Raw genomic sequence first — 24,849 nt, 5'->3', positions numbered from 1 at the left:
CATCGGGGCGAATCCCAGGAAAATGCGGACCGCCCTTGGCCATGAATGGCCGAAAAGCCTGGACTGTTACCGCAGTTCAGCATTGACGCTCGACTGATGCATCCACCATCACCGCTCGCAGCCTCTCGACTTTCCGCTCATGGCGTTGCCAGGGCGATGCGCCTACCCTGCGCAACACGAGACTCGAGCACGCTCAGCACACAGAGAGTTAACCCGCATGCCCACCCGTTCCAAGATCATCTATACCTTCACCGACGAAGCCCCCGCCCTCGCCACCTACTCGCTGCTGCCGATCGTCGAAGCCTTCACAGCTTCCGCTGACATCGCCGTCGAAACTCGCGACATCTCCCTGGCTGGCCGTATCCTTGCCGCCTTCCCGGAGCAACTGGGCGCAGAGAAGCAAGTAGGCGATCACCTGGCGGAACTGGGCCAGCTGGCTACCACCCCTGAAGCCAACATCATCAAGCTGCCGAACATCAGCGCCTCGGTACCGCAGCTCAAGGCCGCGATCAAGGAACTGCAAGGCAAGGGCTTCAACATCCCTGACTACGCCGACGAGCCGTCCACCGAGGCCGAGAAAGAATCCCGCGCCCGCTATGACCGCATCAAGGGCTCCGCCGTGAACCCGGTGCTGCGCGAAGGCAACTCCGACCGCCGCGCACCGCTGTCGGTCAAGAACTACGCCCGCAAGCACCCGCACAAGATGGGCGCCTGGGCCGCCGACTCCAAGTCGCACGTTGCCCACATGAGCAACGGTGACTTCTACGGCAGCGAAAAAGCCGCGCTGATCGAGGCTGACGACAGCCTGCGCATCGAGCTGGTCGGCAAAGATGGCAGCACCACCGTGCTGAAGGCCAAGACTGCCGTCAAAGCTGCCGAAATCGTCGACTGCGCCACCATGAGCCGCAAGGCCCTGAAAGCCTTCATCGCCGAGCAGATCGCCGATGCCAAGGCCTCCGGCGTACTGCTGTCGGTGCACCTGAAAGCCACCATGATGAAGGTTTCCGACCCGATCATGTTCGGCGTCATCGTCGAAGAGTTCTACAACGACGTACTGGCCAAGCACGCTGCAGCCCTGGCTGAAGTAGGCTTCAACGCCAACAACGGTATCGGCGACCTGTACGCCCGCATCAAGGACCTGCCAGCCGACAAGCAGGCCGAGATCGAAGCCGACATCCAGGCCCTGTACGCCGAGCGTCCAGCCCTGGCCATGGTCAACTCCGACAAGGGCATCACCAACCTGCACGTGCCGAGCGACGTCATCGTCGACGCCTCGATGCCAGCGATGATCCGCGACTCGGGCAAGATGTGGAACACCGCCGGTGAACTGCAAGATGCCAAGGCGATCATCCCGGACCGCTGCTACGCCGGCATCTACCAGGCCACCATCGAAGACTGCAAGGCCAACGGCGCCTTCGACCCGACCACCATGGGCAGCGTGCCGAACGTCGGCCTGATGGCACAGAAGGCCGAAGAGTACGGCTCCCACGACAAGACCTTCCAGATCCAGGCCGACGGCGTGGTACGCGTGGTCGATGGCCAGGGCAAGGTCGTTCTGGAGCAGAACGTCGAAGCCGGTGACATCTTCCGCATGTGCCAGACCAAAGACGCGCCGATCCAGGACTGGGTCAAGCTGGCCGTCAACCGTGCCCGCCTGAGCAACACCCCGGCGGTGTTCTGGCTGGACCCGGCCCGCGCCCACGACGGCGTTATGATCGAGAAGGTACAGAAGTACCTGAAGGATCACGACACCGCAGGCCTGGACATCCGCGTCCTGGCGCCGGTCGACGCCATCAAGTTCTCCCTGGCCCGCATCCGCGAAGGCAAGGACACCATCTCGGTGACCGGCAACGTGCTGCGCGACTACCTGACCGACCTGTTCCCGATCATGGAGCTGGGCACCAGCGCCAAGATGCTGTCGATCGTGCCGCTGATGAACGGCGGTGGCCTGTTCGAAACCGGCGCCGGTGGTTCGGCGCCGAAGCACGTGCAGCAGCTGGTGGAAGAGAACTTCCTGCGTTGGGACTCGCTGGGTGAATTCCTGGCCCTGGCCGCTTCCCTGGAGCACCTGGGCAACACCTACGACAACCCACGCGCCAAGGTCCTGGCCAACACCCTGGACCAGGCCACCGGCAAGTTCCTCGACACCAACAAGTCGCCTTCGCGCAAAGTCGGCGGTATCGACAACCGCGGCAGCCACTTCTACCTGACCCTGTACTGGGCCCAGGCCCTGGCTGCCCAGAGCGACGACGCCGCCCTGCAGGCGCGCTTCGCCCCACTGGCCAAGACCCTGACCGAGAACGAGGAGACCATCGTCGCCGAGCTCAACGCCGTTCAGGGCAAGCCGGCCGACATCGGTGGCTACTACGCCCCGGATGCCGCGCTGACCGCCAAGGTGATGCGCCCAAGCCAGACCCTGAACAGCGCCATTGCCGCCCTGTAAGGTTCGCTTGAAGTAACAGCACAAACCCCGGCCACGCACCGGGGTTTGTGCTTTCTGGGATTGGGGCTGCTGCGCAGCCCTTCGCGGGCAAGCCCGCTCCCACAGGAAAGGTGCAGACACTGAGTCCTGCACGGTACCTGTGGGAGCGGGCTTGCCCGCGAAGGGCCGCAAAGCGGTCCCGGCAATCTGAAAGGACACCGCACATGACCTGGCAACCGCATATCACCGTCGCCACCATCGTCGAACATGAGGGCAAGTTCCTCTTCGTCGAAGAATTCAAGGCAGGCCAGCACGTCTTCAACCAACCCGCCGGCCACCTCGAACCCAACGAGACCCTGCCCCAGGCCGCCCTGCGCGAAACCCTGGAAGAAACCGCCTGGGAAGTCGAACTCACCGGCGTGGTCGGCATCTACCTGTACACCGCCCCCAGCAACGGCGTGACCTACCAGCGCACCTGCTTCGCCGCACGCCCCGTGCGCCACCATGCCGACCTGGCCTTGGACAGCGACATCGTCCGCGCCGTGTGGCTGACCCGCGACGAACTGCTGGCCGACCCCGCCCGCTGGCGCAGCGAACTGGTGCCACGCTGCCTCGACGACTACCTGAAAGGCCCGCTGCACAGCCTCGAACTGCTACGCGACTGACGCGCCGCGCCGGTTTTGATAGAATCGGCGTTTTTCCCCCTTGATACACACCGGTAAACATGACCAGCCCAGCACTCAAAGACCCCGCCAAGACCCGCGTCATCGTCGGCATGTCCGGCGGCGTGGACTCTTCCGTCTCCGCCCTTTTGCTCATGGAGCAGGGCTACCAGGTGGAAGGGCTGTTCATGAAGAACTGGGAAGAAGACGACGGCACCGAATACTGCACCGCCCGTGAAGACCTGGCCGACGCCCAGGCCGTGTGCGACCGCATCGGCATCAAGCTGCACACCGCCAACTTCGCCGCCGAATACTGGGACAACGTGTTCGAGCACTTCCTCGAGGAATACAAGGCCGGCCGCACGCCCAACCCGGACATCCTCTGCAACCGCGAAATCAAGTTCAAGGCGTTCCTCGACTACGCCCTGTCGCTGGGTGCCGACCTGATCGCCACCGGCCACTACGTGCGCCGCCGCGACACCGGCGCGCTCACCGAGCTGCTCAAGGGCCTGGACCCGAACAAGGACCAGAGCTACTTCCTGCACGCCGTCGGCGGCAAAGAAATTGCCCGCACCCTGTTCCCGGTTGGCGAACTGGAAAAGCCAGAGGTTCGCGCCATCGCCGAAAAACACGGCCTGGCCACCGCCAAGAAGAAAGACTCCACCGGCATCTGCTTCATCGGCGAGCGCCGCTTCAGCGACTTCCTCAAGCAGTACCTGCCGGCCCAGCCAGGCAACATCGAGACCACCGACGGCGAAGTGATCGGCCGCCACCACGGCCTGATGTACCACACCATCGGCCAGCGCCAGGGCCTTGGCATCGGCGGCCTGAAGGACGCCGGTGACGAGCCGTGGTACGTGCTGCACAAGGACCTGATCCGCAATGTGCTGGTGGTCGGCCAGGGCAACGAACACCCATGGCTGTTCTCCCGCGCCCTGCTCGCCTCGGAAATCTTCTGGGTCAACCCGATCGACCTGAGCAGCCCTCGCCAGCTGACCGCCAAGGTGCGCTACCGCCAGAGCGACCAGCAGTGCACCCTGGAGCTGACCGAAACCGGCTACCGCGCCGTGTTCGACGAGCCGCAGCGCGCCGTGACCCCGGGCCAGTCGGTGGTGTTCTACGACGGCGAAGTGTGCCTGGGCGGCGGCGTGATCGAAACGGCCGAGCCGTGGAGCCCGCGCGCATGAGCAACCTGCAGGAGCAGTTGATTGCCCTGGGCGGCGTGTTCCAGGCCGCGGTGCTGGTCGACCGCATCGCCCGCACCGGCCAGGCCAGCGAAGCCAACATCGGCTGCATGCTCGGCAGCCTGCTGGTACGTGACCCCAAGGACACCCTGGAGGTGTTCGGCGGCGACGACCTCAACCTGCGTGACGGTTACCGTGCCCTGGTCGGCGCCCTGGAGCGCGACCCCAGCAGCCTGCAGCGCGAGCCACTGCGCTACGCCCTGTCGATGCTCGGCCTGGAGCGCCAGCTGAACAAGCGTGGCGACCTGCTCGACACCATCGGCAACCGCCTGCCACAGATCCAGTCTCAGGCCGACCATTTCGGCCTGGTTCACGAAAACGTCATCGCTTCCAGCGGAGCCTTGTATCAGGACACCCTGAGCACCCTGCGCCAACGCATCCAGGTGCACGGCGACATGCGCTTCCTGCAGCAGGCCAGCAATGCCTCGAAGATCCGCGCCCTGCTGCTCGCCGGCATCCGCGCCGCGCGCCTGTGGCGCCAGCTGGGCGGGCACCGCTGGCAACTGGTCTTCAGCCGGCGCAAGCTGCTCAACGAACTGTACGACATGATGCGTTCGCCTTCCTGACCTGTGGGAGCGGGCTTGCCCGCGAAGCAGGCGACTCGGTGGATGGCACCGGCTACGCCGGTGTTCGCGGGCACGCCCGCTCCCACAGGGTCTGTCAACAGATTCAAACAGGCCCGACCTTTGGTCAGCCACCCGACTCGGGCGCGAAATTCATGTATGATATGCGCCCTTCCAAAAGCCTGACTGTCCGAGAACACCCCATGCAGCTTTCTTCGCTCACTGCGGTTTCCCCTGTAGACGGCCGTTACGCCGGCAAAACCCAGGCCTTGCGCCCCATTTTCAGCGAATTCGGCCTGATCCGTTTCCGCGCCCTGGTCGAAGTGCGCTGGCTGCAGCGCCTGGCCGCCCACCCGCAGATCGGCGAAGTGCCGGCGTTCTCCGCCGAAGCCAACGCCCTGCTGGACAGCCTGGCCACCGACTTCAAGCTCGAGCACGCCGAACGCGTCAAGGAAATCGAGCGCACCACCAACCACGACGTCAAGGCGATCGAATACCTCCTCAAGGAGCAGGCCGCCAAGCTGCCTGAGCTGGCCAAGGTCAGCGAGTTCATCCACTTCGCCTGCACCAGCGAGGACATCAACAACCTGTCCCACGCCCTGATGCTGCGCGCCGGCCGTGACGACGTGCTGCTGCCGCTGATGCGTCAGATCGCCGACGCCATCCGCGCCCTGGCCCACGCCCACGCCGATGTGCCGATGCTGTCGCGCACCCACGGCCAGCCGGCTTCGCCGACCACCCTGGGCAAAGAGCTGGCCAACGTCGTGTACCGCCTGGAGCGCCAGATCGCCCAGGTTGCCGCCGTACCGCTGCTGGGCAAGATCAACGGCGCCGTGGGCAACTACAACGCCCACCTGTCGGCCTATTCGCAGATCGACTGGGAAGCCAACGCCCGCGCCTTCATCGAAGACGAGCTGGGCCTGCAGTTCAACCCGTACACCACCCAGATCGAGCCGCACGACTACATCGCCGAGCTGTTCGACGCGATCGCCCGCTTCAACACCATCCTCATCGACTTCGACCGCGACGTCTGGGGCTACATCTCGCTGGGCTACTTCAAGCAGAAGACCGTGGCCGGCGAAATCGGCTCGTCGACCATGCCGCACAAGGTCAACCCGATCGACTTCGAAAACTCCGAAGGCAACCTGGGCATCGCCAACGCACTGTTCCAGCACCTGGCCAGCAAGCTGCCGATCTCGCGCTGGCAGCGTGACCTGACCGACTCCACCGTGCTGCGCAACCTGGGCGTGGGCTTCGCCCACAGCGTCATCGCCTATGAAGCCAGCCTGAAAGGTATCGGCAAGCTGGAAGTCAACCAAGCCCGCATCGCCGCCGACCTGGACGCCTGCTGGGAAGTCCTCGCCGAGCCGATCCAGACCGTGATGCGCCGCTTCAACATCGAGAACCCCTACGAGAAGCTCAAGGAGCTGACCCGTGGCAAGGGCATCACGCCAGAAGCGCTGCTGACCTTCATCGACGGCCTCGACATGCCTGCCGACGCCAAGGCCGAACTGAAGCTGCTGACCCCCGCGACCTACATCGGTAACGCGGCAGCCCAGGCCAAACGCATCTAAGCTGACCGTCGCGTTCAACGCCCGGCCTGGCCGGGCGTTTTTATTCCCGGACGAAAATTACGTTTTTTCAATAGGTTGAACATGAATCCTGATACTCCACTGCAGCTGCTCGGCGGCATCTCGGCCCGCGAATTCATGCGCGACTACTGGCAGAAGAAGCCACTGCTGGTGCGCCAGGCCTTCCCGGACTTCGAAAGCCCGATCGACCCCGACGAGCTGGCCGGCCTGGCCCTGGAAGAGGAAGTCGAGTCGCGCATCGTCCTCGAGCACGGCGCCCACCCGTGGGAGCTGCGTCGCGGCCCGTTCAACGAAGACACCTTCGCCGAGCTGCCGGAGAAGGACTGGACCCTGCTGGTACAGGCCGTCGACCAGTTCGTCCCGGAAGTCGCCGAGCTGCTGGAGCACTTCCGCTTCCTGCCAAGCTGGCGTATCGATGACGTGATGATCAGCTTCGCCACCCCGGGTGGCAGCGTCGGCCCACACTTCGACAACTACGACGTGTTCCTGCTGCAGGGCCACGGCGAGCGCAACTGGAAGATCGGCCAGATGTGCAACAGCGACAGCCCGCTGCTGGAGCACGCCGACCTGCGCATCCTCGCCGAATTCGAACAGAGCGGCGAATGGACCCTGGAGCCGGGCGACATGCTCTACCTGCCACCGCGCCTGGCCCACTACGGCGTGGCCGTGGACAACTGCCTGACCTACTCGGTCGGCTTCCGCGCCCCCAGCGCCGCCGAAGTGCTGACCCACTTCACCGACTTCCTCGGCCAGTTCCTGCCAGACGAAGAGCGCTACAGCGATGCCGACGCGCAGCCTGCCAGCGACCCGCACCAGATCCAGCATGATGCCCTCGATCGCCTCAAGGCGCTGATCGACAAGCACACCAACGACAAGGACCTGCTGCTGACCTGGTTCGGCCAGTTCATGACCGAGCCGCGCTACCCGGAGCAGGTGGTTGGTGAAGAGCTGGACGAACAGGAGCTGGTCGAAGCCCTGGAAGACGGCGCCATCCTGATCCGCAACCCGAGCGCGCGCATGGCCTGGTCCGAGCTTGGCGACGACCTGATGCTGTTCGCCAGCGGCCGCAGCTGCCCGCTGCCGGCCAAGCTGCGCGAACTGCTCAAGCTGGTGTGCTCGGCCGACGCGTTACACATCGACAACCTTGAGCAGTGGTTGCAGGATGAGGATGGCCTTATGCTGGTACAGCAGCTGATCAAACAAGGAAGCCTGGGATTCGCCAATGAATAAGATTCGTGTGCGCCTTGCCGACTGGCACAAGGACAACGCCGATATCCGCCGTATCCGCGAAGCCGTGTTCATTGCCGAGCAGCATGTACCGCCAGAGCTGGAATGGGATTCCGACGATCCGGGCGCCGCGCACTTCCTGGCGCTGGAAGGCGACTACCCGATCGGCACCGCCCGCCTGCTGCCTGACGGCACCATCGGCCGGGTTTCGGTGCTCAAGGACTGGCGCGGCCTGAAAGTGGGCGATGCGCTGATGAACGCGGTGATCGTCGAAGCGCAGGACCGTGACCTGAAGCAGCAGATGCTCAGTGCGCAGGTACACGCCACGCCGTTCTACGAGCGCCTGGGCTTTCGCGTAGTCAGCGAGGAGTTCCTCGAAGCCGGCATCCCGCACGTGGACATGGTGCGCGACTCGCGCGCCTGATCTTTCACCTGCACCGGCCTCTTCGCGGGCAAGCCCGCTCCCACAGGTACTCCACAGCTTCGAAAAACTGTGCGGTCCCTGTGGGAGCGGGCTTGCCCGCGAAGAGGCCGGCACAGGCTGAAGACACTTTCACTGACAAAAACCTGTACATCCATCCAGATAAAACTTGCCTCCGCGCCCCCGCTTGCGCATCCTAGTGCCCATCATTCCCCGATGAAGCGTTCCCGGCCATGCGCCTGTTCCTCTGCGAAAAACCCTCCCAGGCCAAAGACATCGCCAAGGTGCTCGGTGCCAACCGCAAGGCCGACGGCTGCTGGCAGGGCACCGATGTCTGCGTGACCTGGTGCATCGGGCACCTGCTGGAAACCGCCCCACCCGACAGCTACGACGACCGCTACAAGCGCTGGAACCTAGCCGACCTGCCGATCATCCCGGAAAAGTGGAAAATGCTGGTCAAGCCCAAGACCGCCAGCCAGTTCAAGGCAGTCAAGCGCCTGCTCGGCGAAGCCCGCGAACTGGTGATCGCCACCGACGCCGACCGCGAAGGCGAAATGATCGCCCGCGAGCTGGTCGAGCACTGCCGCTACCGTGGCCCGATCCAGCGCCTGTGGCTGTCGGCCCTGGACGACGCCTCGATCCGCAAGGCCCTGGCGCGCCTGCTGCCCGGCCAGGAAACCTTCAACCTCTACCACTCGGCCCTGGGCCGCTCCCGCGCCGACTGGCTGATCGGCATGAACATGAGCCGGCTGTTCACCCTGCTCGGCCGCCAGTCTGGCTACCAGGGCGTGCTGCCGGTGGGCCGGGTGCAGACCCCGACCTTGCGCCTGGTGGTGGACCGTGACCGCAGCATCGCCGACTTCGTACCCGTGCCATTCTGGGCCATCGACGTGCAGCTCGAAGCGGCCGGGCAAACCTTCAACGCCCAGTGGCGTGCGCCGGAAGACACCTGCGACGACCAGGGCCGCTGCCTGAACCCGGCACTGGCCCGGCAGGCCGCTGCAGACATGAACAACGCCGGTACCGCACGGGTACTCAAGGTCGCCACCGAACGCGTGCGCGAGGCCGCACCGCTGCCCTTCGACCTGGGCACCCTGCAGGAGCTGTGCTCGAAGAAGTTCGGCCTCGGTGCCCAGGAAACCCTCGACATCGCCCAGGCGCTGTACGAGACGCACAAGCTGATCACCTACCCGCGCAGCGACTGCGGCTACCTGCCGGTCAGCCAGCACGGCGAGGCTCCGGCCATCCTCGCCGCGTTGCAGCGGGCCGACGCCAGCCTGGCGCCACTGCACGCGCACCTGGAGCCACAGCGCCGCTCACGCGCCTGGAACGACGCCAAGGTCAGCGCCCACCACGGCATCATCCCCACCGCCGCCGCCAGCGACCCGGCACGCCTGCCCGCCAAGCACAAGGCGGTCTACACGCTGATCCGTGCCCGCTACCTGGCGCAGTTCCTGCCCAACCACGAATACGACCGTACCCAGGCCGAGTTCGACTGCGCCGGCCATGCCCTGCGCGCGGTCGGCAAGCAGATCGTCGAGCCCGGCTGGCGCCGCGCCCTGCCCGAGGCGCTGACCCCGGCCAAGGGCCGCGAGGCCCAACCAGCCCAGGTGCTGCCGGCCTTGCGTGAAGGCCAGGACTGCAATGTGCACGGCGTGCAGTTGAAGGACCTGTGGACCCAGTCGCCCAAGCCGTTCACCGAAGGCGACCTGATCAAGGCGATGAAGAACGTCGCCAAGCTGGTGGACGACCCGCGGCTCAAGCAAAAGCTCAAGGAAACCACTGGCATCGGCACCGAAGCCACCCGCGCCAGCATCATCCAGGGCCTGCTCGACCGTGGTTATCTGGTGAAGAACGGCAAGGCGCTGTCCGCCACCCCGGCCGCTTTCAGCCTGATCGACGCCGTGCCGCGCGCCATTGCCGACCCGGGTACCACGGCCATCTGGGAACAGGCGCTGGACATGGTGCAGAGCGGCGAGATGAGCCTGGAAGAGTTCGTCGCACGCCAGTCGGCGTGGATGGGCAAGCTGGTGGAGCGATGCCGCGGGATGCGCATGACCATTACCGGGCCGGCCGTTGGCAAGGCAGCGCCGTGGAAGAAGAAGCGGCGCAGTACCGGGAAAGGCAAGGCCGCCGAGGGCAAACCCGCTGCCCGCAAGCCAAGGCAACCTCGGCGTAAGTCATCCAGCTGATATATTGCCTTTACTGGCCTCTTCGCGGGCAAGCCCGCTGCCACAGGTCGTTACAACTTTCACAATCTGCGCGGTACTTGTGGGAGCGGGCTTGCCCGCGAAGAGGCCAGTACAGCCATTACAAATCACCCGTCAGGTCCCACTCTTCAACCGGCTGAACGCGCGGGTCAGCTCACGGTTGAACGCTTTGCCATTGTCATTCTTGCCATACAACCGCGCCCGCACCTCGGCCGGCGGATAGGTCCCCGGTGCAGTGCGGATCTGCGCATCCACCAACCCATCCGCCGCCGTGATCGCATTGGCGTAGTGGATGGTGTCGGTAATCGGCGCAATCACATCCGGACGCATCAGGTAATCCACCAGCTTCCACGCCGCATCCGGATGCGGAGCATCCTTGGGCACCACCAACGCGTCCAGCCAGATCAACGTGCCCTCCTTCGGAATGCTGTAATCCAGCGCAAACGCCTTGCCCGCCTGCTGCGCCTGCCCTTGGGCAATGGCCACGTTGCCGTTCCACGACATCGCCACGCAGGTTTCGCCATTGGCCAGGTCGTTGATGTTGCGGTCATTGTCGAAGTAGCGAATGTACGGGCGCACCTTGCGCAGTTGCACCTCCGCCGCCTTCAGGTCCTCAAGGCGCTGCTGGTTGATGTCCAGGCCCATGTAACGCATCACCGCGGCGAACACCTCGTTGGGGTCATTGAGCAGGCTCACCCCGCAGTCGGCAAATTTCGCCACCACCTGCGGGTCGAACAGCATCGCCCAACTGTCCAGCGGTGCATCGCCCATGCGCGCCGTCACGGCCTGCTGCTGGTAGCCCACCCCCGTGGTGCCCCAGGCATAGGTCCCGGCATAGCGGTTGCCGGGGTCGAACAAGGCCATGTGCTGGCGAAATTCTTCGCCGACACCCGCCAGGTGCGGCACCCTGGCCTTGTCCAGCGGTTGCAGGGCGCCGCTGGCAATGGCCCGGCTCAGGTGCTGACCGGCGGTGAGCACCACGTCGTAGCCACTGCCACCGGTCAACAGTTTGGTCTCGGCGGTTTCCAGCGAGTCGAAGTGATCGGCGACCACGCGAATGCCGGTTTCCTTCTCGAACCGGGTCAAGGTATCGGGGGCAAGGTATTCGCCCCAGATGTACAGGTTGACGGTCGGCTGTTGTGTGTCGGCCGCCTGAGCCACCGACACCGCGCAGCCCAGGGCAGTCGCAATCGCCAGTGCGCGCCGTTTCATCAGCGGCCTCCGGCGTACTGCGGCATGGTGATGCAGGCGACGTTGCCGCCACCGAGCAGGATCTCGCGGGAGTGCTCGATACCGATGATGCGGTGGCCGGGGAACAGCTCCGCCAGGGTCGCCTGGGCGACGGTGTCATTGCGGTCGCCGAACAGCGGCAAGACGATGGCCGTGTTACCCGCGTAATAGTTGATGTACGAGGCGCAGATGCGCGTGCCTGCCTCGCGCAGGTGGGTACCGTCGACCTGATCGAGCCCGGCCGCTTCTTCGGCAGTCCATTCCAGCACGTCGGGTTGCGGCAGCTTGTGCACCTTCAGTTCACGGCCACGGGCATCGCGGGTGCTGCGCAGGATGTCGTAGGCTTCCTGGTAGATCTCCCATTGCGGGTCGTCACGGTTGTCGGTCCATTGCAGCACCACTTCACCGGGGCGCACGAAGCAGGCCAGGTCGTCGACGTGGCCATCGGTCTCGTCGAACTTGCAGCCACGCGGCAGCCAGATCACCTGCTCGGCGCCGAGGTAGTCTTCAAGGCGACGCGTGACCTCGGCCTTGCCCAGGTGGGCGTTGCGGTTGCGGTTGAGCAGGCACTGCTCGGTGGTCAGCAGGCTGCCCTGGCCGTCACTCTGGATGCCGCCAAGCTCGGCGATCAGCGGCGCGCGGTAGCGGTCCAGGCCTTCGATCTCGAGGATCTTCTGGGCGATCTGGTCGTCCTTGTCCCAGGGGTAGTACAGGCCACCGTCGAGCCCGCCGTAAGCATTGAACTCGAAGTCGACACCCCGTACTTCACCGCTGCTGTCATTGACCACGAAGCAGGCACCGCTGTCACGGAACCAGGTGTCGTTGCAGGTCATTTCCACCACCCGCACCTGCGGTGGCAGCAGGCGCCGGGCGTTGGCGTACTGGGCAGCAGAGGCGCAGACCGTGACCGGCTCGCTGGAGGCGATCGCCGTGACGATCTCGACCCAGACCTTTTGCGCAGGTTTGGCACCATTGCGCCAGACATCCGGGCGCTCCGGCCAGCCGAGCCAGCAGCCGGCCTTGCGCTCGAATTCGCCGGGCAGGCGGAAACCATCGGCCTTGGGGGTGGTGGTGAGCGAACGTGCCATGGGTCAACCTCGTGTCGGTGAGTGATGACTGCACGCTACGCCGCCTCGCTGGCGGCATCCAACGATGAAAACTCAGTGATAGTTGAATTGAATTCAGCTATCGCCCAGCTGTTCGATGAACCATTCGATGAAGTCGGCTACCGGCGCGCGCTCCAGGCGCAGCCGTTCACACACCAGCGCGTACTGCCCCTGGGCCGTCACGCTGGCACTGAACGGACGTACCAGCCGGCCACTCTGGAGGTCGGCCTGGCAGGTCAGGTTGTCGCCCATCGCCACGCCCTGCCCCAGCAGTGCAGCCTCCAGCGCCAGCGCGGCATGGGGGAAATACAGCTGGCGGGTGGGCAGGGCGTCCTCGGCGTGGGTGGCCAGCCAGGTGGTCCAGGTGCGGCCATCCTGATCATCGTGCAACAGGCAGTGACGCACCAGGTCACGCGGGCGCTTGAGCCCGCCCTGGTTGAACAGGCCGGGGCTGCACACGGGGAAGAACTGCAGCAGCGGCAGCGGCCGAACGAAGTGGGTGCTGCCGTCCAGGGCACTGGTGCCGTAGGTGATGGCCAGGTCGACGTCCAGCGCCGGGGCTCCGGCATCGATCGGCTGATCGTGCAGGTGCAGGGTGATGTGCGGGTAACGGCTGCTGAAGTCGGCCAGGCGCGCGACCAGCCATTTTTGCGCAAGCTCCGCTGTCACCGCCACCCGCAGCACCGCCTGCGAAGCTGGGTCGCGCAGCTCGTCGCAGGCCTTGCCGATCAGCTCGAAGGCTTGTTGCAAGTGATGCAGCAGGCGTTCGGCTTCGGCACTGGGGCGTACCTGCCGGCCCACGCGCTCGAACAGGGCGACGCCGAGCTGCTCTTCAAGCTGGCGGATCTGGTGGCTGACGGCGCTGTCGGTGACGCACAGCTCAGCGGCAGCGCGGCCGAAATGGCCATGGCGGGCGGCGCATTCGAAGGTGCGCAGGGCGGTCAGGGAAGGCAGGCGGCGCATTGTTTTTCCTGTCAGGGCCTAAGGGGCCGCAATGCGGCCCATTCGCGGGCAAGCCCGCTCCTACAGGATTCGCGGGTTGCCACAGGATTCGGGGCTAGCGCGACCTCTGTGGGAGCGGGCTTGACCCGCGAATGGGCCGCAAAGCGGCCCCCGGATCATATATCCAACGACAACGCAAAGACGAACGGCCCTGGCGCCATGAAAAAACCCTGCTAGATTTTCATGAAAATAACCACAATAAATTTCACGAGGCCAAGGCATGTTCAAGCAATCCGCCCAGCACGTCGCCAGCTATTACGCCCAGACCTACCCCGCCAGCATCCCCCTGCGCCCTACCCTGCAAGGCCCGCATGACACCGATGTGCTGATCATCGGCGCTGGCTTCAGCGGCCTGCATACCGCGCTGCGCCTGACGCTGGCCGGCAAGCGCGTGACCCTGCTGGAAGCCAGCCGGGTCGCCTGGGCCGCCTCCGGCCGTAACGGCGGCCAGGCGTTGCTGGGCTGGTCGTGCGACATGCCGCCACTGGAGAAAGCCCTGGGCGTGGAACGCACCCGGCGCCTGTGGGACAGCATGTGCTGGGCCGCCGACGAAATGCGCGAACTGCCCCTGCGCCATGGTTTCGACATCGACTACCGGCTCGGCAGCCTGTGGACGGCAGTGCTGCCACGGCGGATAAAGCTGCTCGAAGAAGCCCTGCACGACGCCGAACACAAATGGGGCTACGATGCCCTGCGCCTGATCGGTCGCGACGAGTTGCCACAATGGATCGACAGCCCGCGCTACCAGGCCGCGCTGTACGACGCCAGGGGCGCGCACCTCAACCCGCTGAAACTGGCCCAGGGCCTGGCCGCCACGATCGAAGCCAATGGCGGGCGCATCTTCGAGCAGAGCCAGGTCCTCGACTATCAGCCAGGCGCCAACGGCTATGTGGCCCGTACCGAACACGGCCAGGTGCGCTGCGAGGTGCTGGTACTGGCCTGCAACGCCTACATCGACCGCCTCGACCGCGGCCTGTCGCGCCGGCTGCTGCCCGTCGGCTCGTACCAAGTGGCCACCGCGCCGCTCAATGCCGAGTTCGCCCGCTCGCTGCTGCCACGCAACAGTTGCGTGATCGACAACCAGTTCGTGCCCGACTACTTCCGCCTCACCCCCGACCACCGCCTGTTGTTCGGCGGCGGCTGCACCTACCTGGGCGGCATCCCCAAGGACGTCGCCAGCGCGACCCGCCCCTACCTGGAACGGGTGTTCCCGCAACTGGCCGGAGTGGCCATCGACTATGCCTGGGGCGGCCATATCGACTGCAGCATCCAGCGCACCCCGGACGTCGGCCGCGCAGGCCTGCGCTACTGGCTGCAAGGCTTCTCCGGCCACGGCGTACTGCCCACCCTGGCCGCCGCGCGAGCAGTCAGCGATGCAATCCTCGGCGACGACGACCTGCTGGCCTTGTACCAGGGCATCGACAACGGCCGCTTCCCAGGCGGTGACCTGCTGGCCGCACCGCTGGAAGCGGCGGCCAAGGCCTGGTACAGGATGCGCGATCATGTCTGAAGACGCCCTGGGCCTGGCCCTGCTGATCCGCGACCTGCGCAAGCACCGCGGCCTGACCCTCGACGAACTGGCGGGCAAGGTCAAGCGCTCGCTGGGCTTCCTGTCCCAGGTCGAGCGCGGCCTGTCGCAGCCCACCGTGGCCGACCTCACGGCGATCAGCGAAGCCTTGCAGGTGCCGACTACCTACTTCTACCAGGCCAGCCAGCCACCCGCGCTGGACTGGGTCACTCGCCCCGGTGAGCGACGCACCATTTACTACGCCGAAGGCATCAGCGACGTGCTGGTCTCGCCCACCCTCAACGGCCGTTTCGCCATGCTCGAAAGCCACCTGGCACCCGGTGCCAGCAGTGGCGAGGGGCATCTGGATGACAGCTCCGAGCAAGGCGGTTTCGTCCTGGAAGGTGAACTGACCCTCTGGCTCGCCGACGACGAGCAAGCCGTGACCCTCGCGCCCAACGACAGCTTTCAGCTGCCGCCCAACCGCCACTTTCGCTACGCCAACCTGACCGACCAGACGACCCGCGTCCTCTGGGTATTCCGATGAGAGCACAGCATGACCAAAACAACAGGCTTTCCCGATCTGCTCAGTGAAGTCCGCGCGTTCCGTGCCCAGTATCCCGACGTCAGCCATGTCGACCTGCTCAGCCTGGACATCCCCGGGCACTTCTATGGCAAGCGCTACCCCATCGACATGCTGGAAAAAGTCGCCGCTGGCAGCCCGTTGAAGCTGCCGCAGAATTGCGTGCTGCTGGGTGTGCAAGGCGGGCTGTTCCCGATTGGCGACTACTGCTTCAACGACGGCGACCCGGATGCCATCCGCCGCCTGATCCCCGGCACGCTCAAGCCGGTGAGCTGGGAACGCGAACCGCTGGGGCAGATGCTGATCAGCTCCGACGGCACCGCCGCACCCATCGAGTTCGAACCCCGCGAGGTCCTTGCCCGTGTGCTGCAGCGCCTGGAACGTCGCGGCATTCGCCCGGTGGTGGCGTTCGAGCTGGAGTTCTACCTGTTCGACCGGGCGCTCAAGCAGGGCCTGCCACAGTTCCCCCGCGACCCGCTCAGCGATGACCCGGACGACCAGCCCAACATGCACATCGAACGGCTGTCGCGCTTCAGCGAGGTGCTGCACGACATGGTCGAGACCGCCAATGCGCAAGGTGTGGATGCCAACGTCATCACCGCCGAGCTGGGCCCCGGCCAGTTCGAGATCAACTTCGGCCACTGCGACGACGGCCTGCAAGCCGCCGACTGGGCCGCCCTGTTCTGCCGCAGCACCCGGGGTGTCGCGCTCAAGCACGGGCTGCGCGCCTCGTTCATGAGCAAGCCCTACCTGCAGGCACCGGGCAGCGGCATGCATGTGCACGTGAGCCTGTACGACCAGGCCGGCAACAACCTGCTGGCCGCCGACCAGCAACGCCCGTTGCGCCATGCCGTGGCCGGCTGTCTGGCACTGCTGCCGCACTGCATGCCGATCTTCGCCGCCAACCACAATGCGTTCCGCCGCTATGGCGCCATGGTCAACGCCGCCAGCCGCGCGAGCTGGGGTTTCGAAGACCGCGATGCGTGCATTCGCATTCCCGAATCGGATGCGCGCAACCTGCGTATCGAGCACCGGTTGGCGGGGGCGGATGCCAACCCGTACCTGGTGCTGGCAGCGATCCTGTGTGGCATGGAGCATGGGCTGGATGCCGGGCAGGAACCGATTGCGCCGCTGAACGAAGATCGCAGCAGCGGCATCGATTTCCCCAAAGACATGCTCGGCGCAGTCACGGCCATGCGCAGCCACCCGGCGGTCAACGAGGGGCTGGGTGAAGAGTTCGTGATGGTGTATTGCGAGAACAAGCGTCAGGACCATCTGGCGTTCATGCAGGAAGTCAGTGCGCGGGAGTACCGCTGGTTCATGTGACATAGGTGATGGCCTGTTCGCGGGCACGCCCGCTCCCACAGGTGTCGCACAAGCCTTGAGGCAAGCGCAGGACCTGTGGGAGCGGGCGTGCCCGTGAACAGGCCGGTCCTGCCACAACAAATCCGGTAGCCGAACGAAATCCCTCCTATTCTCAATAGCTCACTTCGGTTCCTGCACTGAGGAGACACGACCATGAGCTACGTAACAACGAAGGATGGCGTTCAGATCTTCTACAAGGACTGGGGCCCGCGCGACGCGCCGGTCATCCACTTCCACCACGGCTGGCCGCTCAGCGCTGACGACTGGGACGCGCAGATGCTGTTCTTCCTGGCCAAAGGTTTTCGCGTGGTCGCCCACGACCGCCGCGGCCACGGGCGCTCCAGCCAGGTCTGGGACGGCCACGACATGGACCACTATGCCGACGATGTGGCTGCCGTAGTCGCCCACCTCGGCACCCAGGGCGCGGTGCATGTCGGCCACTCCACCGGTGGCGGCGAAGTGGTGCGCTACATGGCGCGCCACCCCGGTGACCCGGTGACCAAGGCCGTGCTGATTGCCGCCGTGCCACCGCTGATGGTACAGACACCGGCCAACCCCGGCGGTCTGCCCAAATCGGTGTTCGACGGCTTCCAGGCCCAGGTCGCCAGCAACCGCGCGCAGTTCTACCGCGATGTGCCGGCCGGGCCGTTCTATGGCTACAACCGGCCGGGTGTGGAGGCGTCGGAGGGCATCATCGGCAACTGGTGGCGCCAAGGCATGATCGGCAGCGCCAAGGCGCATTACGATGGCATCGTGGCGTTCTCGCAGACCGACTTCACCGAGGACCTCAAGGGCATCCAGCAGCCCGTGCTGGTGATGCATGGTGATGATGACCAGATCGTGCCTTACGAGAATTCCGGACCGCTTTCGGCCAAGTTGCTGCCCAATGGCACGTTGAAGACCTACAAAGGCTACCCGCACGGCATGCCGACCACCCATGCCGATGTGATCAACGCGGATCTGCTGGCGTTCATCCAGAGTTGATGTAATTAGCCTGTACCGGCCTCTTCGCGGGCTTGCCCGCTCCCACAGGTACTGCAGAGTGCTCGAAACCTGTGATGATCCTGTGGGAGCGGGCAAGCCCGCGAAGAGGCCGGCACTGGCAACCGTTTGCGCCCAGGCTTACCATGTCCTCTTCCAGCGCGGCCATTTGCCGCACGCCCTGCCCTCTGCCTGCCAGACACCCATGCCCTTCGAACTCACCGTAGAACCGCTCACCCTGCTGATCCTCGCCTTGGTCGCCTTCGTCGCCGGTTTCATCGATGCCATCGCCGGCGGCGGCGGCCTGCTGACCACCCCGGCGCTGCTCACCGCCGGCATGCCGCCGCACCTGGTGCTTGGCACCAACAAGCTCAGCTCGACCTTTGGCTCGGCCACCGCTGGCTTCACCTACTACAAGCGCAAGCTGTTCCACCCGGCGCAATGGCGCCCAGCCTTGTTCGCAACGCTGGTCGGCGCCTCGATCGGTGCGGTGGTGGCGCACTACATGCCGGCCGAGTGGTTGAACAAGATGCTGCCGGTGATCGTCTTCGCCTGCGGTGTCTACCTGTTGTTCGGCGGCACGCCCAAGGCGCCGCTGGATGCCGATGCGCCGATCAAGAAGAAATGGCAATTTCCCCAAGGCTTCACCTTGGGTTTCTACGACGGCGTGGCCGGCCCGGGTACCGGTGCGTTCTGGACCGTGAGCACGCTGCTGCTCTACCCCATCGACCTGGTGCGTGCCAGCGGCGTGGCGCGCAGCATGAACTTCGTCAGCAACATCGCGGCGCTGACGGTGTTCATCATTTCCGGGCAGGTGGATTACATCGTCGGCCTGTGCATGGGCCTGTCGGTGATGGTCGGCGCCTTCTTCGGCGCACGCACGGCGATCAGCGGCGGCAGCAAGTTCATCCGCCCGGTGTTCATCACCGTGGTGCTCGCGTTGACCGTGCGCCTAGCGTGGCAGCACTGGTTCGGGCAGGCCTAACCGCCGCGCCACATATAGGTCGATCAGATACCGGGCGATGGAGCGCCCGGCCGGCAGTGGCGGCAGGTCATGGACGCTGAACCACTTGGCGTCCTCGATCTCGTCCGGCTGCATGACGATCTCGCCCCCGGCGTATTCGGCATGGAAGCCCAGCATCATCGAATGCGGGAACGGCCAGCACTGGCTGCCGACGTACTGGATGTTCCGCACCTCCACCGCCACCTCTTCGCGCACCTCGCGCACCAGGCAGTCCTCGGCCGACTCGCCCGGCTCGGCGAAGCCCGCCAGAGTGCTGTACACCCCCGTGACGAAGCGCGGCGAACGGGCCAGCAGGATCTCGTCGCCACGGGTCACCAGCACGATCATGCTCGGCGAAATGCGCGGGTAGCTGCGCAGGTCGCAGGGCTGGCAGTACATCGCCCGCTCCCAGCGGATCTGCGTCATCGCCTGGCCGCAACTGCCGCAGAAGCGGTGCTCGCGGGCCCAGGTGCCGATCTGTGCGGCATAGCCGAGTACTTTGTAGGTGTCGAAGTCGCCTTCCAGCATGAACGCACGCAGGCTGCGCCAGCTGCAGCCCGGCACCTCGACGGCGCTGCGCAGTTCCAGCAGGAATACCGGCTCGCCGTCGAAATGGCCGATGCCGTGTTCGCACAGCACGTCCAGGTCCTGGCGCTTGAGCCAGTCGCGGGGGAACAGCGCGCCGTTGGCGTCCACCAGGAACCCTTCCGGGCTGCGGGCCACGGCCAGCCCCCCGGTGATCTGTGGGTCGAGTACTGCGGTAGTCCAGCGAGCTGACATGTCGGGGGTTCCTTTACTGCGCGTCCCCCGGCCCGGTCAGTCGGCGAACGACGGTTTCTGTTTGCTCATGTGCGCCGCCACGGCCACGCGCAGGTCTTCGGACTGCAGCATCGCGGCGTTCCAGGTGGCGATGTAATCCAGGCCATCGTCGATGCGATGGTCACGCATGTAGCTGAGCATTTCCTTGGTGCCGGCCACGGCGATCGGCGATTTTGCGGCAATCTCGCGGGCAATGGCAAAGACCCCGTCGAGCAACGCGGCCTGATCATCATAGACCCGGTTGACCAAGCCGATGCGCAGCGCCTCGTCGGCTTCCACATTGCGCCCGGTGAAGGCCAGCTCACGCATGATGCCGTCGCCGATGATACGTGGCAAACGTTGCAAGGTGCCGACATCGGCGGCCATGCCCATGTCGATTTCCTTGATCGAGAACTGCGCATCGCGGCTGCAGTAACGCATGTCGCAGGCGGAGATGAGGTCGATGGCGCCACCGATGCAGTAACCCTGCACCGCCGCCAGCACCGGCTTGCGGCAGTTGTCCACGGCATTGAAGGACGCCTGCAGGCGCTGGATGGTCTTGCGCAGGAAGCGTGCATTGCGGCCAACGTCCTTGCCCATCTGCCCGGCCAGTGATGCCAGCATCATCAGGTCGATACCGGCGGAAAAATGCTTGCCGGCGCCACTGATCACCACCGCACGCACGGCATCGGTGTCCTCGATCCACTGGAAGATGTCGACGATTTCCGCCCAGAAGGCCGCGTTCATCGCGTTGATCTTTTCCGGGCGGTTGATCTGCACATGGGCGATGTTGTCGGTCAGTTCGACCTTGAACGCGGTGTACTCGGTCACGGGCGGCACTCCTGTGGGTTAAGGGTTCACAGCGTGGATGGTAACCCAGGCGCGTGACCGTGCTTGTGCCAAAAACGGGACTGCATGCCTTGTCGAAATCGCCGTGCGCCGTTCGACCATAGGTGAATCATCACCCCCTTCAAGCCTTTCAGGAGAGCCCCATGCGCAAACTCATCGTAGCCGCCTTTGTCAGCCTCGACGGCGTCATGCAGGCCCCCGGCGGCCCTCAGGAAGACACCAGCGGCGGTTTCACCTTTGGCGGCTGGCTCGTGCCCCATGCCGAGGAAGTGTTCGGCCAGGCCATGCAGGCGCTGTTCAGCCAGCCTTTCGAATTGCTGCTCGGCCGGCGCACCTACGACATTTTTGCCGGCTACTGGCCGAAGGTGAAGGACGACACTGAGGATTTTTCCATCGCCAACCTGTTCAACAGCGTGGCCAAGCATGTCGCCACCCATGACCGTGACAGCCTCCATTGGCACAACAGCCATGCGCTGGGCGCGGATATTGTCGCGGCGGTACGTGCCCTGAAGCAGCAGGATGGCGCTGACCTGCTGACCCAGGGCAGTGCCGATGTGGTGCAGCAACTGCTTGCCGCTGGCCTGGTCGATGAGCTGCAGTTACTCATTCACCCCGTGTTGCTGGGACATGGCAAGCGCTTGTTTGGCGACGATGCTGCACCTGGGGTTTTCACCCTGGTACATTCGCAGGTGACGCCGAAGGGCGTGATCATCGCCCGCTATGTGCGGGCGGGGGAAGTTGAGACCGGGTCGTTTGATTTGCCGCCGGAGAATGGGTGAGGGCCGGGGCGCTTGCCTTGGCATTTTCAGCGCCTGTGAGATCGAGCGCCGCGCGGGCGGCGCTCGATCTCACAGGCGCCAGAAAACTCAAACCAGGGAGACCCGATACAACTTTTACGCCGAGCCCGCATCGAACCCAAAGAGAGCCCCACACTCGCTGACAGGAGGTTTGCCATGGCGATGCGCACGGCCCTGATGCTTTCCTGCATGACCCTGGCCCTGATGGGCTGCGTCGGTTCCAACGACGACCACCACACCCCGCCGACCACCGAGCAGGTCGACCTGCAGCGCTACCAAGGCACCTGGTACGAGCTGGCCCGCCTGCCGATGTTCTTCCAGCGCAACTGCGTGCAGTCTGAAGCCCATTACGGCTTGCGCGAGGATGGCCGGATCGACGTGACCAACCGCTGCAAGGAAAAGGACGGCGAATGGAACGAGGCCCGCGGCATTGCCGAAGCCCAGGTCCCGGGCAAAACCGACAAGCTCTGGGTGCGCTTCGACAACTGGTTCAGCCGCCTGGCGCCGGACCTGACCAAGGGTGAATACTGGGTGCTGTACCACGACAACGACTACCGCGTGGCGCTGGTCGGCCACCCCAACCGCGAATACCTGTGGCTGCTGTCGCGCACACCGGCGATCACCGACCAGACGCGTGACCAACTGGTGGCGATTGCCCGCAAGCAGGGTTATGACACCAGCAAGCTGATCTGGCGCCAGGACACCCCTGCCGTGCCCTGAACATCGACGCGCCGCTGCTTTGCGTCTAAGGTGTGGCTCCCCCACGCACGGAGCGAAACATTGGACCTGCAGTTTCTGGGCACTTCCTCCGGGGTGCCCACCAAAGCCCGCAACGTCAGCGCCACTGCCGTCATCGAAGCCAGCGGCAAGCACTGGTACCTGGTCGATTGCGGCGAAGGCACCCAGCACCAGTTGCTGCACAGCTCGCTCTCGATGCGCGACCTGCGCGGCATCTTCATCACCCATGTGCATGGCGACCATTGCTTCGGCCTGCCTGGGCTGCTGGCCAGCGCCGGGATGGCCGGGCGCAGCGAGCCGCTCGACCTGATCCTGCCGGGCGCGCTGCAGGACTGGGTGCGCCTGAGCCTGGCAGCCAGCGCAACCCACCTGCCGTTCGAGCTGCGCATGTTGCCGGTCGAGGGCCTGGGGCAGTGGCAAAGCGGTAACCTACAGGTCAGTACCGTGCAGCTGTCGCACCGGGTACCGAGCGTTGGCTTCGTGTTCACCGAACTGAACCCCGAACCACGCCTGGATGTTCAGCGGCTGGAGGCCGAAGGAATCCCGCGCGGGCCATTGTGGGGTGAGCTGGCCAAGGGGCTGGTGGTCGAACACGACGGGCAATGGCTCGATCCGCGTGACTACCTGAAAGCCTCCCGGCCACCGCGGCGGGTGATCGTCTGCGGCGATAACGATAATCCGGCGTTGCTCGCCGAGGCCGCCCAGGATGCCGACGTGCTGGTGCATGAGGCAACGTACACCCTGCCCATCGTCGAGCGCAGCGGCAATGCGTTTGGCCACAGCACGGCGGCGGCGGTGGCGCAGTTCGCTGAAGCGGCGCGGGTGCGGAACCTGGTGCTCACGCATTTCAGTGCGCGGTACCAGGGGGATCCGAAACGCAGCCCGTGCATTGATGACGTGCGTGATGAGGCGCTGGCCCATTACACCGGGCACCTGACCCTGGCGCGAGACCTGCAGCGTTACCACATCGGGCGTGATGGGCTGCTGGTGGCCGTCTCGGCTTGAGATCGCCGGGGCTGCCTGGCAGCCCATTCGCGGGCAAGCCCGCTCCCACAGGTACTGCGCAAATTTCGATGCATGTGCAGTACCTGCGAGAGATCACCCAGCCCTGTGGGCTGCGCTGTCGCGCAGAGAACTGAGTTCGCAAACGGTCCGCATACCCTGTGGGAGCAACTGTCTTGCTCAATTTCTGGACTCTGGCGCGATCCCTGTGGGAGCGGGCTTGCCCGCGAAGGGCTGCGCAGCAGCCCCCCGCAGCGCGTCGTTATGCCGCCAGGCGCCCGCTGGCGATCGCCTCCGACGCCGCCAGCATGGCTCGCAGCAACACCGCGCAACCCGCCGCCAGGTCTTCTGGCGTGGCGTTCTCGATCTCGTTGTGGCTGATGCCGTTTTCGCAAGGCACGAAGATCATTCCCGCCGGCCCCAGCTCGGCAAGGAAGATCGCGTCATGCCCCGCCCCGCTGACGATGTCCATGTGCGGCAGGCCCAGCGCCTGCGCCGACTGGCGCACGGCATCGACACAACCACGGTCGAAGTACAGCGCCGGGAAGTCCGCCGTGGGGACCAGCTCATGGCTCAGGCCATGCTTGGCACAGGTAGCTTCGATCACCGTACGCACCTCGGCGATCATCGCATCCAGCTGATCGCCTTCCAGGTGACGGAAGTCCAGGGTCATGCGCACTTCACCCGGGATCACGTTGCGCGAGCCGGGGTAAGCCTGCAGGCAACCGACCGTGCCACAAGCATGAGGTTGGTGCGCGTGAGCGGTGCGGTTGACGGCTTCGACCACGGCCGCGGCGCCCACCAGGGCGTCCTTGCGCAGGTGCATCGGGGTCGGGCCGGCGTGGGCTTCGACGCCGCGCAGGGTCAGGTCGAACCACTTCTGCCCCAGGGCGCCGAGGACCACGCCGATGGTCTTGGCCTGGTCTTCGAGGATCGGCCCCTGTTCGATGTGCGCTTCGAAGTAGGCGCCTACCGGGTGGCCGAGCACCGCGCGCTGGCCGGCATAGCCAATGGCGTTCAGCGCCTCGCCGACCGACACGCCCTGGGCATCACGCTTGGCCAGGGTTTCTTCCAGGGTGAATTTGCCGGCGAACACACCCGACCCCATCATGCAGGGCGCAAAGCGCGAGCCTTCTTCGTTGGTCCACACCACCACTTCCAGCGGCGCCTCGGTCTCGATGCCCAGGTCATTGAGGGTACGCAGCACCTCAAGCCCGGCCATCACCCCGAAACAGCCATCGAACTTGCCACCAGTGGGCTGGGTGTCGATATGGCTGCCGGTCATCACCGGTGGCAGCTTGGGGTTGCGCCCAGGCCTGCGGGCGAAGATATTGCCCACCCCATCGACACTGACGCTGCAACCGGCGGCCTCGCACCATTCGACGAACAGGTCGCGGGCCTGGCGGTCGAGGTCGGTCAGCGCCAACCGGCACACGCCTCCCTTGGCCGTGGCGCCCAGGCGGGCGAGGTCCATCAGCGATTGCCACAGGCGCGCGCTATCGACGTGGCGCTCGGTGGATTTCAGCACATGCTGGGATTGGCTCATG

22 protein-coding genes are annotated in these 24,849 nt (G+C 65.2%); 16 read left to right on the top strand and 6 right to left on the bottom strand.

Annotation, left to right across the window (positions count from 1 at the left end):
• Positions 1-217 precede the first annotated feature (217 nt).
• The 8 genes from CAF78_RS04205 to CAF78_RS04160 all read left to right on the top strand — a co-directional run bounded on the left by CAF78_RS04205 (position 218) and on the right by CAF78_RS04160 (position 10,323).
• On the top strand, positions 218-2,443 hold the full coding sequence (locus CAF78_RS04205; protein WP_085674407.1) for an NADP-dependent isocitrate dehydrogenase: 2,226 nt from the start codon (positions 218-220) through the stop codon (positions 2,441-2,443).
• Between the two features lie 203 nt (positions 2,444-2,646).
• Positions 2,647-3,087 carry an NUDIX hydrolase gene (locus CAF78_RS04200; RefSeq protein WP_085674409.1) on the top strand — a complete coding sequence of 147 codons (441 nt, stop codon included), beginning with the start codon at positions 2,647-2,649 and terminating at the stop codon, positions 3,085-3,087.
• Between the two features lie 59 nt (positions 3,088-3,146).
• Positions 3,147-4,271, top strand: a complete 1,125-nt coding sequence (mnmA, locus tag CAF78_RS04195; RefSeq protein ID WP_085674411.1) for a tRNA 2-thiouridine(34) synthase MnmA — start codon at positions 3,147-3,149, stop codon at positions 4,269-4,271.
• The gene (gene hflD, locus CAF78_RS04190; RefSeq protein WP_027919723.1) at positions 4,268-4,894 is read left to right on the top strand and encodes a high frequency lysogenization protein HflD; all 627 of its coding nucleotides are present in this window, start codon (positions 4,268-4,270) and stop codon (positions 4,892-4,894) included. Before mnmA ends, hflD begins: the two co-directional genes overlap by 4 nt.
• A 200-nt stretch (positions 4,895-5,094) precedes the next feature.
• A complete protein-coding gene (gene purB, locus CAF78_RS04180; RefSeq protein ID WP_033696417.1) occupies positions 5,095-6,465 on the top strand; it encodes an adenylosuccinate lyase in 1,371 nt (456 codons plus the stop codon).
• An 81-nt stretch (positions 6,466-6,546) separates the two neighbouring features.
• Complete coding sequence (locus tag CAF78_RS04175) at positions 6,547-7,713, top strand: cupin domain-containing protein (protein WP_085674415.1); 1,167 nt, start codon at positions 6,547-6,549, stop codon at positions 7,711-7,713.
• Positions 7,706-8,134 (top strand): GNAT family N-acetyltransferase, encoded by a 429-nt coding sequence (locus CAF78_RS04170; protein ID WP_085674417.1) that lies wholly within the window; start codon positions 7,706-7,708, stop codon positions 8,132-8,134. Before CAF78_RS04175 ends, CAF78_RS04170 begins: the two co-directional genes overlap by 8 nt.
• A gap of 230 nt (positions 8,135-8,364) precedes the next feature.
• Complete coding sequence (locus tag CAF78_RS04160) at positions 8,365-10,323, top strand: DNA topoisomerase III (protein WP_085674419.1); 1,959 nt, start codon at positions 8,365-8,367, stop codon at positions 10,321-10,323.
• A 132-nt stretch (positions 10,324-10,455) separates the two neighbouring features.
• On the opposite strand, the gene CAF78_RS04155 is transcribed toward CAF78_RS04160, so the two are convergent.
• From CAF78_RS04155 to CAF78_RS04145, 3 genes are all read right to left on the bottom strand, one after another.
• Positions 10,456-11,553, bottom strand: a complete 1,098-nt coding sequence (locus tag CAF78_RS04155; protein ID WP_085674421.1) for an extracellular solute-binding protein — start codon at positions 11,551-11,553, stop codon at positions 10,456-10,458.
• The gene (gene aguA / locus CAF78_RS04150; RefSeq protein ID WP_085674424.1) at positions 11,553-12,659 is read right to left on the bottom strand and encodes an agmatine deiminase; all 1,107 of its coding nucleotides are present in this window, start codon (positions 12,657-12,659) and stop codon (positions 11,553-11,555) included. The genes CAF78_RS04155 and aguA overlap by 1 nt, the downstream gene beginning before the upstream one ends.
• Before the next feature lie 93 nt (positions 12,660-12,752).
• The gene (locus CAF78_RS04145; protein WP_085674426.1) at positions 12,753-13,640 is read right to left on the bottom strand and encodes a LysR substrate-binding domain-containing protein; all 888 of its coding nucleotides are present in this window, start codon (positions 13,638-13,640) and stop codon (positions 12,753-12,755) included.
• A gap of 259 nt (positions 13,641-13,899) precedes the next feature.
• Here CAF78_RS04145 and CAF78_RS04140 point away from each other — a divergent pair, with 259 nt between their 5' ends.
• From CAF78_RS04140 to CAF78_RS04120, 5 genes are all read left to right on the top strand, one after another.
• Positions 13,900-15,189, top strand: coding sequence for an FAD-binding oxidoreductase (locus tag CAF78_RS04140; RefSeq protein WP_085674428.1), 1,290 nt, complete (start codon positions 13,900-13,902; stop codon positions 15,187-15,189).
• Positions 15,182-15,733 (top strand): helix-turn-helix domain-containing protein, encoded by a 552-nt coding sequence (locus tag CAF78_RS04135; protein WP_085674430.1) that lies wholly within the window; start codon positions 15,182-15,184, stop codon positions 15,731-15,733. The genes CAF78_RS04140 and CAF78_RS04135 overlap by 8 nt, the downstream gene beginning before the upstream one ends.
• Before the next feature lie 9 nt (positions 15,734-15,742).
• Positions 15,743-17,095 carry a glutamine synthetase family protein gene (locus tag CAF78_RS04130; protein ID WP_085674432.1) on the top strand — a complete coding sequence of 451 codons (1,353 nt, stop codon included), beginning with the start codon at positions 15,743-15,745 and terminating at the stop codon, positions 17,093-17,095.
• A gap of 192 nt (positions 17,096-17,287) precedes the next feature.
• The gene (locus CAF78_RS04125; protein WP_085674434.1) at positions 17,288-18,118 is read left to right on the top strand and encodes an alpha/beta fold hydrolase; all 831 of its coding nucleotides are present in this window, start codon (positions 17,288-17,290) and stop codon (positions 18,116-18,118) included.
• A 202-nt stretch (positions 18,119-18,320) separates the two neighbouring features.
• A complete protein-coding gene (locus tag CAF78_RS04120; RefSeq protein ID WP_085674436.1) occupies positions 18,321-19,100 on the top strand; it encodes a TSUP family transporter in 780 nt (259 codons plus the stop codon).
• On the opposite strand, the gene nudC is transcribed toward CAF78_RS04120, so the two are convergent.
• Together nudC and CAF78_RS04110 are read right to left on the bottom strand one after the other, a co-directional pair.
• Positions 19,068-19,898 carry an NAD(+) diphosphatase gene (gene nudC, locus CAF78_RS04115; protein ID WP_085674438.1) on the bottom strand — a complete coding sequence of 277 codons (831 nt, stop codon included), beginning with the start codon at positions 19,896-19,898 and terminating at the stop codon, positions 19,068-19,070. The two genes, CAF78_RS04120 and nudC, sit on opposite strands and share 33 nt — an antisense overlap.
• 36 nt (positions 19,899-19,934) lie before the next feature.
• Positions 19,935-20,747, bottom strand: a complete 813-nt coding sequence (locus CAF78_RS04110; protein WP_085674440.1) for a crotonase/enoyl-CoA hydratase family protein — start codon at positions 20,745-20,747, stop codon at positions 19,935-19,937.
• Positions 20,748-20,908: 161 nt separating this feature from the next.
• Here CAF78_RS04110 and CAF78_RS04105 point away from each other — a divergent pair, with 161 nt between their 5' ends.
• The 3 genes from CAF78_RS04105 to CAF78_RS04095 all read left to right on the top strand — a co-directional run bounded on the left by CAF78_RS04105 (position 20,909) and on the right by CAF78_RS04095 (position 23,305).
• Positions 20,909-21,544 (top strand): dihydrofolate reductase family protein, encoded by a 636-nt coding sequence (locus CAF78_RS04105; RefSeq protein WP_085674442.1) that lies wholly within the window; start codon positions 20,909-20,911, stop codon positions 21,542-21,544.
• Positions 21,545-21,718: 174 nt separating this feature from the next.
• On the top strand, positions 21,719-22,282 hold the full coding sequence (locus CAF78_RS04100; RefSeq protein ID WP_085674445.1) for a lipocalin family protein: 564 nt from the start codon (positions 21,719-21,721) through the stop codon (positions 22,280-22,282).
• Between the two features lie 60 nt (positions 22,283-22,342).
• Positions 22,343-23,305, top strand: a complete 963-nt coding sequence (locus CAF78_RS04095; protein WP_085674447.1) for an MBL fold metallo-hydrolase — start codon at positions 22,343-22,345, stop codon at positions 23,303-23,305.
• Between the two features lie 259 nt (positions 23,306-23,564).
• Here CAF78_RS04095 and CAF78_RS04090 read toward each other — a convergent pair whose 3' ends face one another.
• Positions 23,565-24,848 (bottom strand): Zn-dependent hydrolase, encoded by a 1,284-nt coding sequence (locus tag CAF78_RS04090; RefSeq protein ID WP_085674449.1) that lies wholly within the window; start codon positions 24,846-24,848, stop codon positions 23,565-23,567.
• Between the last annotated feature and the right edge of the window lies 1 nt (position 24,849).

The sequence above is a fragment of the Pseudomonas sp. R28(2017) genome, from assembly GCF_002112505.1.
In the GTDB taxonomy this organism is placed as follows: domain Bacteria; phylum Pseudomonadota; class Gammaproteobacteria; order Pseudomonadales; family Pseudomonadaceae; genus Aquipseudomonas.
This window is presented reverse-complemented; position numbering and strand designations above follow the sequence as displayed.

What these genes read in the sequence shown, in the direction of transcription:
- CAF78_RS04130 (WP_085674432.1), top strand. Translation starts at nt 15,743, where the DNA reads ATGACCAAAACAACAGGCTTTCCCGATCTGCTCAGTGAAGTCCGCGCG.
- nudC (WP_085674438.1), bottom strand. Translation starts at nt 19,898, where the DNA reads ATGTCAGCTCGCTGGACTACCGCAGTACTCGACCCACAGATCACCGGG.
- CAF78_RS04120 (WP_085674436.1), top strand. Translation starts at nt 18,321, where the DNA reads ATGCCCTTCGAACTCACCGTAGAACCGCTCACCCTGCTGATCCTCGCC.
- CAF78_RS04145 (WP_085674426.1), bottom strand. Translation starts at nt 13,640, where the DNA reads ATGCGCCGCCTGCCTTCCCTGACCGCCCTGCGCACCTTCGAATGCGCC.
- CAF78_RS04100 (WP_085674445.1), top strand. Translation starts at nt 21,719, where the DNA reads ATGGCGATGCGCACGGCCCTGATGCTTTCCTGCATGACCCTGGCCCTG.
- CAF78_RS04200 (WP_085674409.1), top strand. Translation starts at nt 2,647, where the DNA reads ATGACCTGGCAACCGCATATCACCGTCGCCACCATCGTCGAACATGAG.
- CAF78_RS04090 (WP_085674449.1), bottom strand. Translation starts at nt 24,848, where the DNA reads ATGAGCCAATCCCAGCATGTGCTGAAATCCACCGAGCGCCACGTCGAT.
- CAF78_RS04105 (WP_085674442.1), top strand. Translation starts at nt 20,909, where the DNA reads ATGCGCAAACTCATCGTAGCCGCCTTTGTCAGCCTCGACGGCGTCATG.
- CAF78_RS04135 (WP_085674430.1), top strand. Translation starts at nt 15,182, where the DNA reads ATGTCTGAAGACGCCCTGGGCCTGGCCCTGCTGATCCGCGACCTGCGC.
- CAF78_RS04125 (WP_085674434.1), top strand. Translation starts at nt 17,288, where the DNA reads ATGAGCTACGTAACAACGAAGGATGGCGTTCAGATCTTCTACAAGGAC.
- CAF78_RS04155 (WP_085674421.1), bottom strand. Translation starts at nt 11,553, where the DNA reads ATGAAACGGCGCGCACTGGCGATTGCGACTGCCCTGGGCTGCGCGGTG.
- CAF78_RS04160 (WP_085674419.1), top strand. Translation starts at nt 8,365, where the DNA reads ATGCGCCTGTTCCTCTGCGAAAAACCCTCCCAGGCCAAAGACATCGCC.
- CAF78_RS04140 (WP_085674428.1), top strand. Translation starts at nt 13,900, where the DNA reads ATGTTCAAGCAATCCGCCCAGCACGTCGCCAGCTATTACGCCCAGACC.
- aguA (WP_085674424.1), bottom strand. Translation starts at nt 12,659, where the DNA reads ATGGCACGTTCGCTCACCACCACCCCCAAGGCCGATGGTTTCCGCCTG.
- hflD (WP_027919723.1), top strand. Translation starts at nt 4,268, where the DNA reads ATGAGCAACCTGCAGGAGCAGTTGATTGCCCTGGGCGGCGTGTTCCAG.
- CAF78_RS04175 (WP_085674415.1), top strand. Translation starts at nt 6,547, where the DNA reads ATGAATCCTGATACTCCACTGCAGCTGCTCGGCGGCATCTCGGCCCGC.
- mnmA (WP_085674411.1), top strand. Translation starts at nt 3,147, where the DNA reads ATGACCAGCCCAGCACTCAAAGACCCCGCCAAGACCCGCGTCATCGTC.
- purB (WP_033696417.1), top strand. Translation starts at nt 5,095, where the DNA reads ATGCAGCTTTCTTCGCTCACTGCGGTTTCCCCTGTAGACGGCCGTTAC.
- CAF78_RS04170 (WP_085674417.1), top strand. Translation starts at nt 7,706, where the DNA reads ATGAATAAGATTCGTGTGCGCCTTGCCGACTGGCACAAGGACAACGCC.
- CAF78_RS04205 (WP_085674407.1), top strand. Translation starts at nt 218, where the DNA reads ATGCCCACCCGTTCCAAGATCATCTATACCTTCACCGACGAAGCCCCC.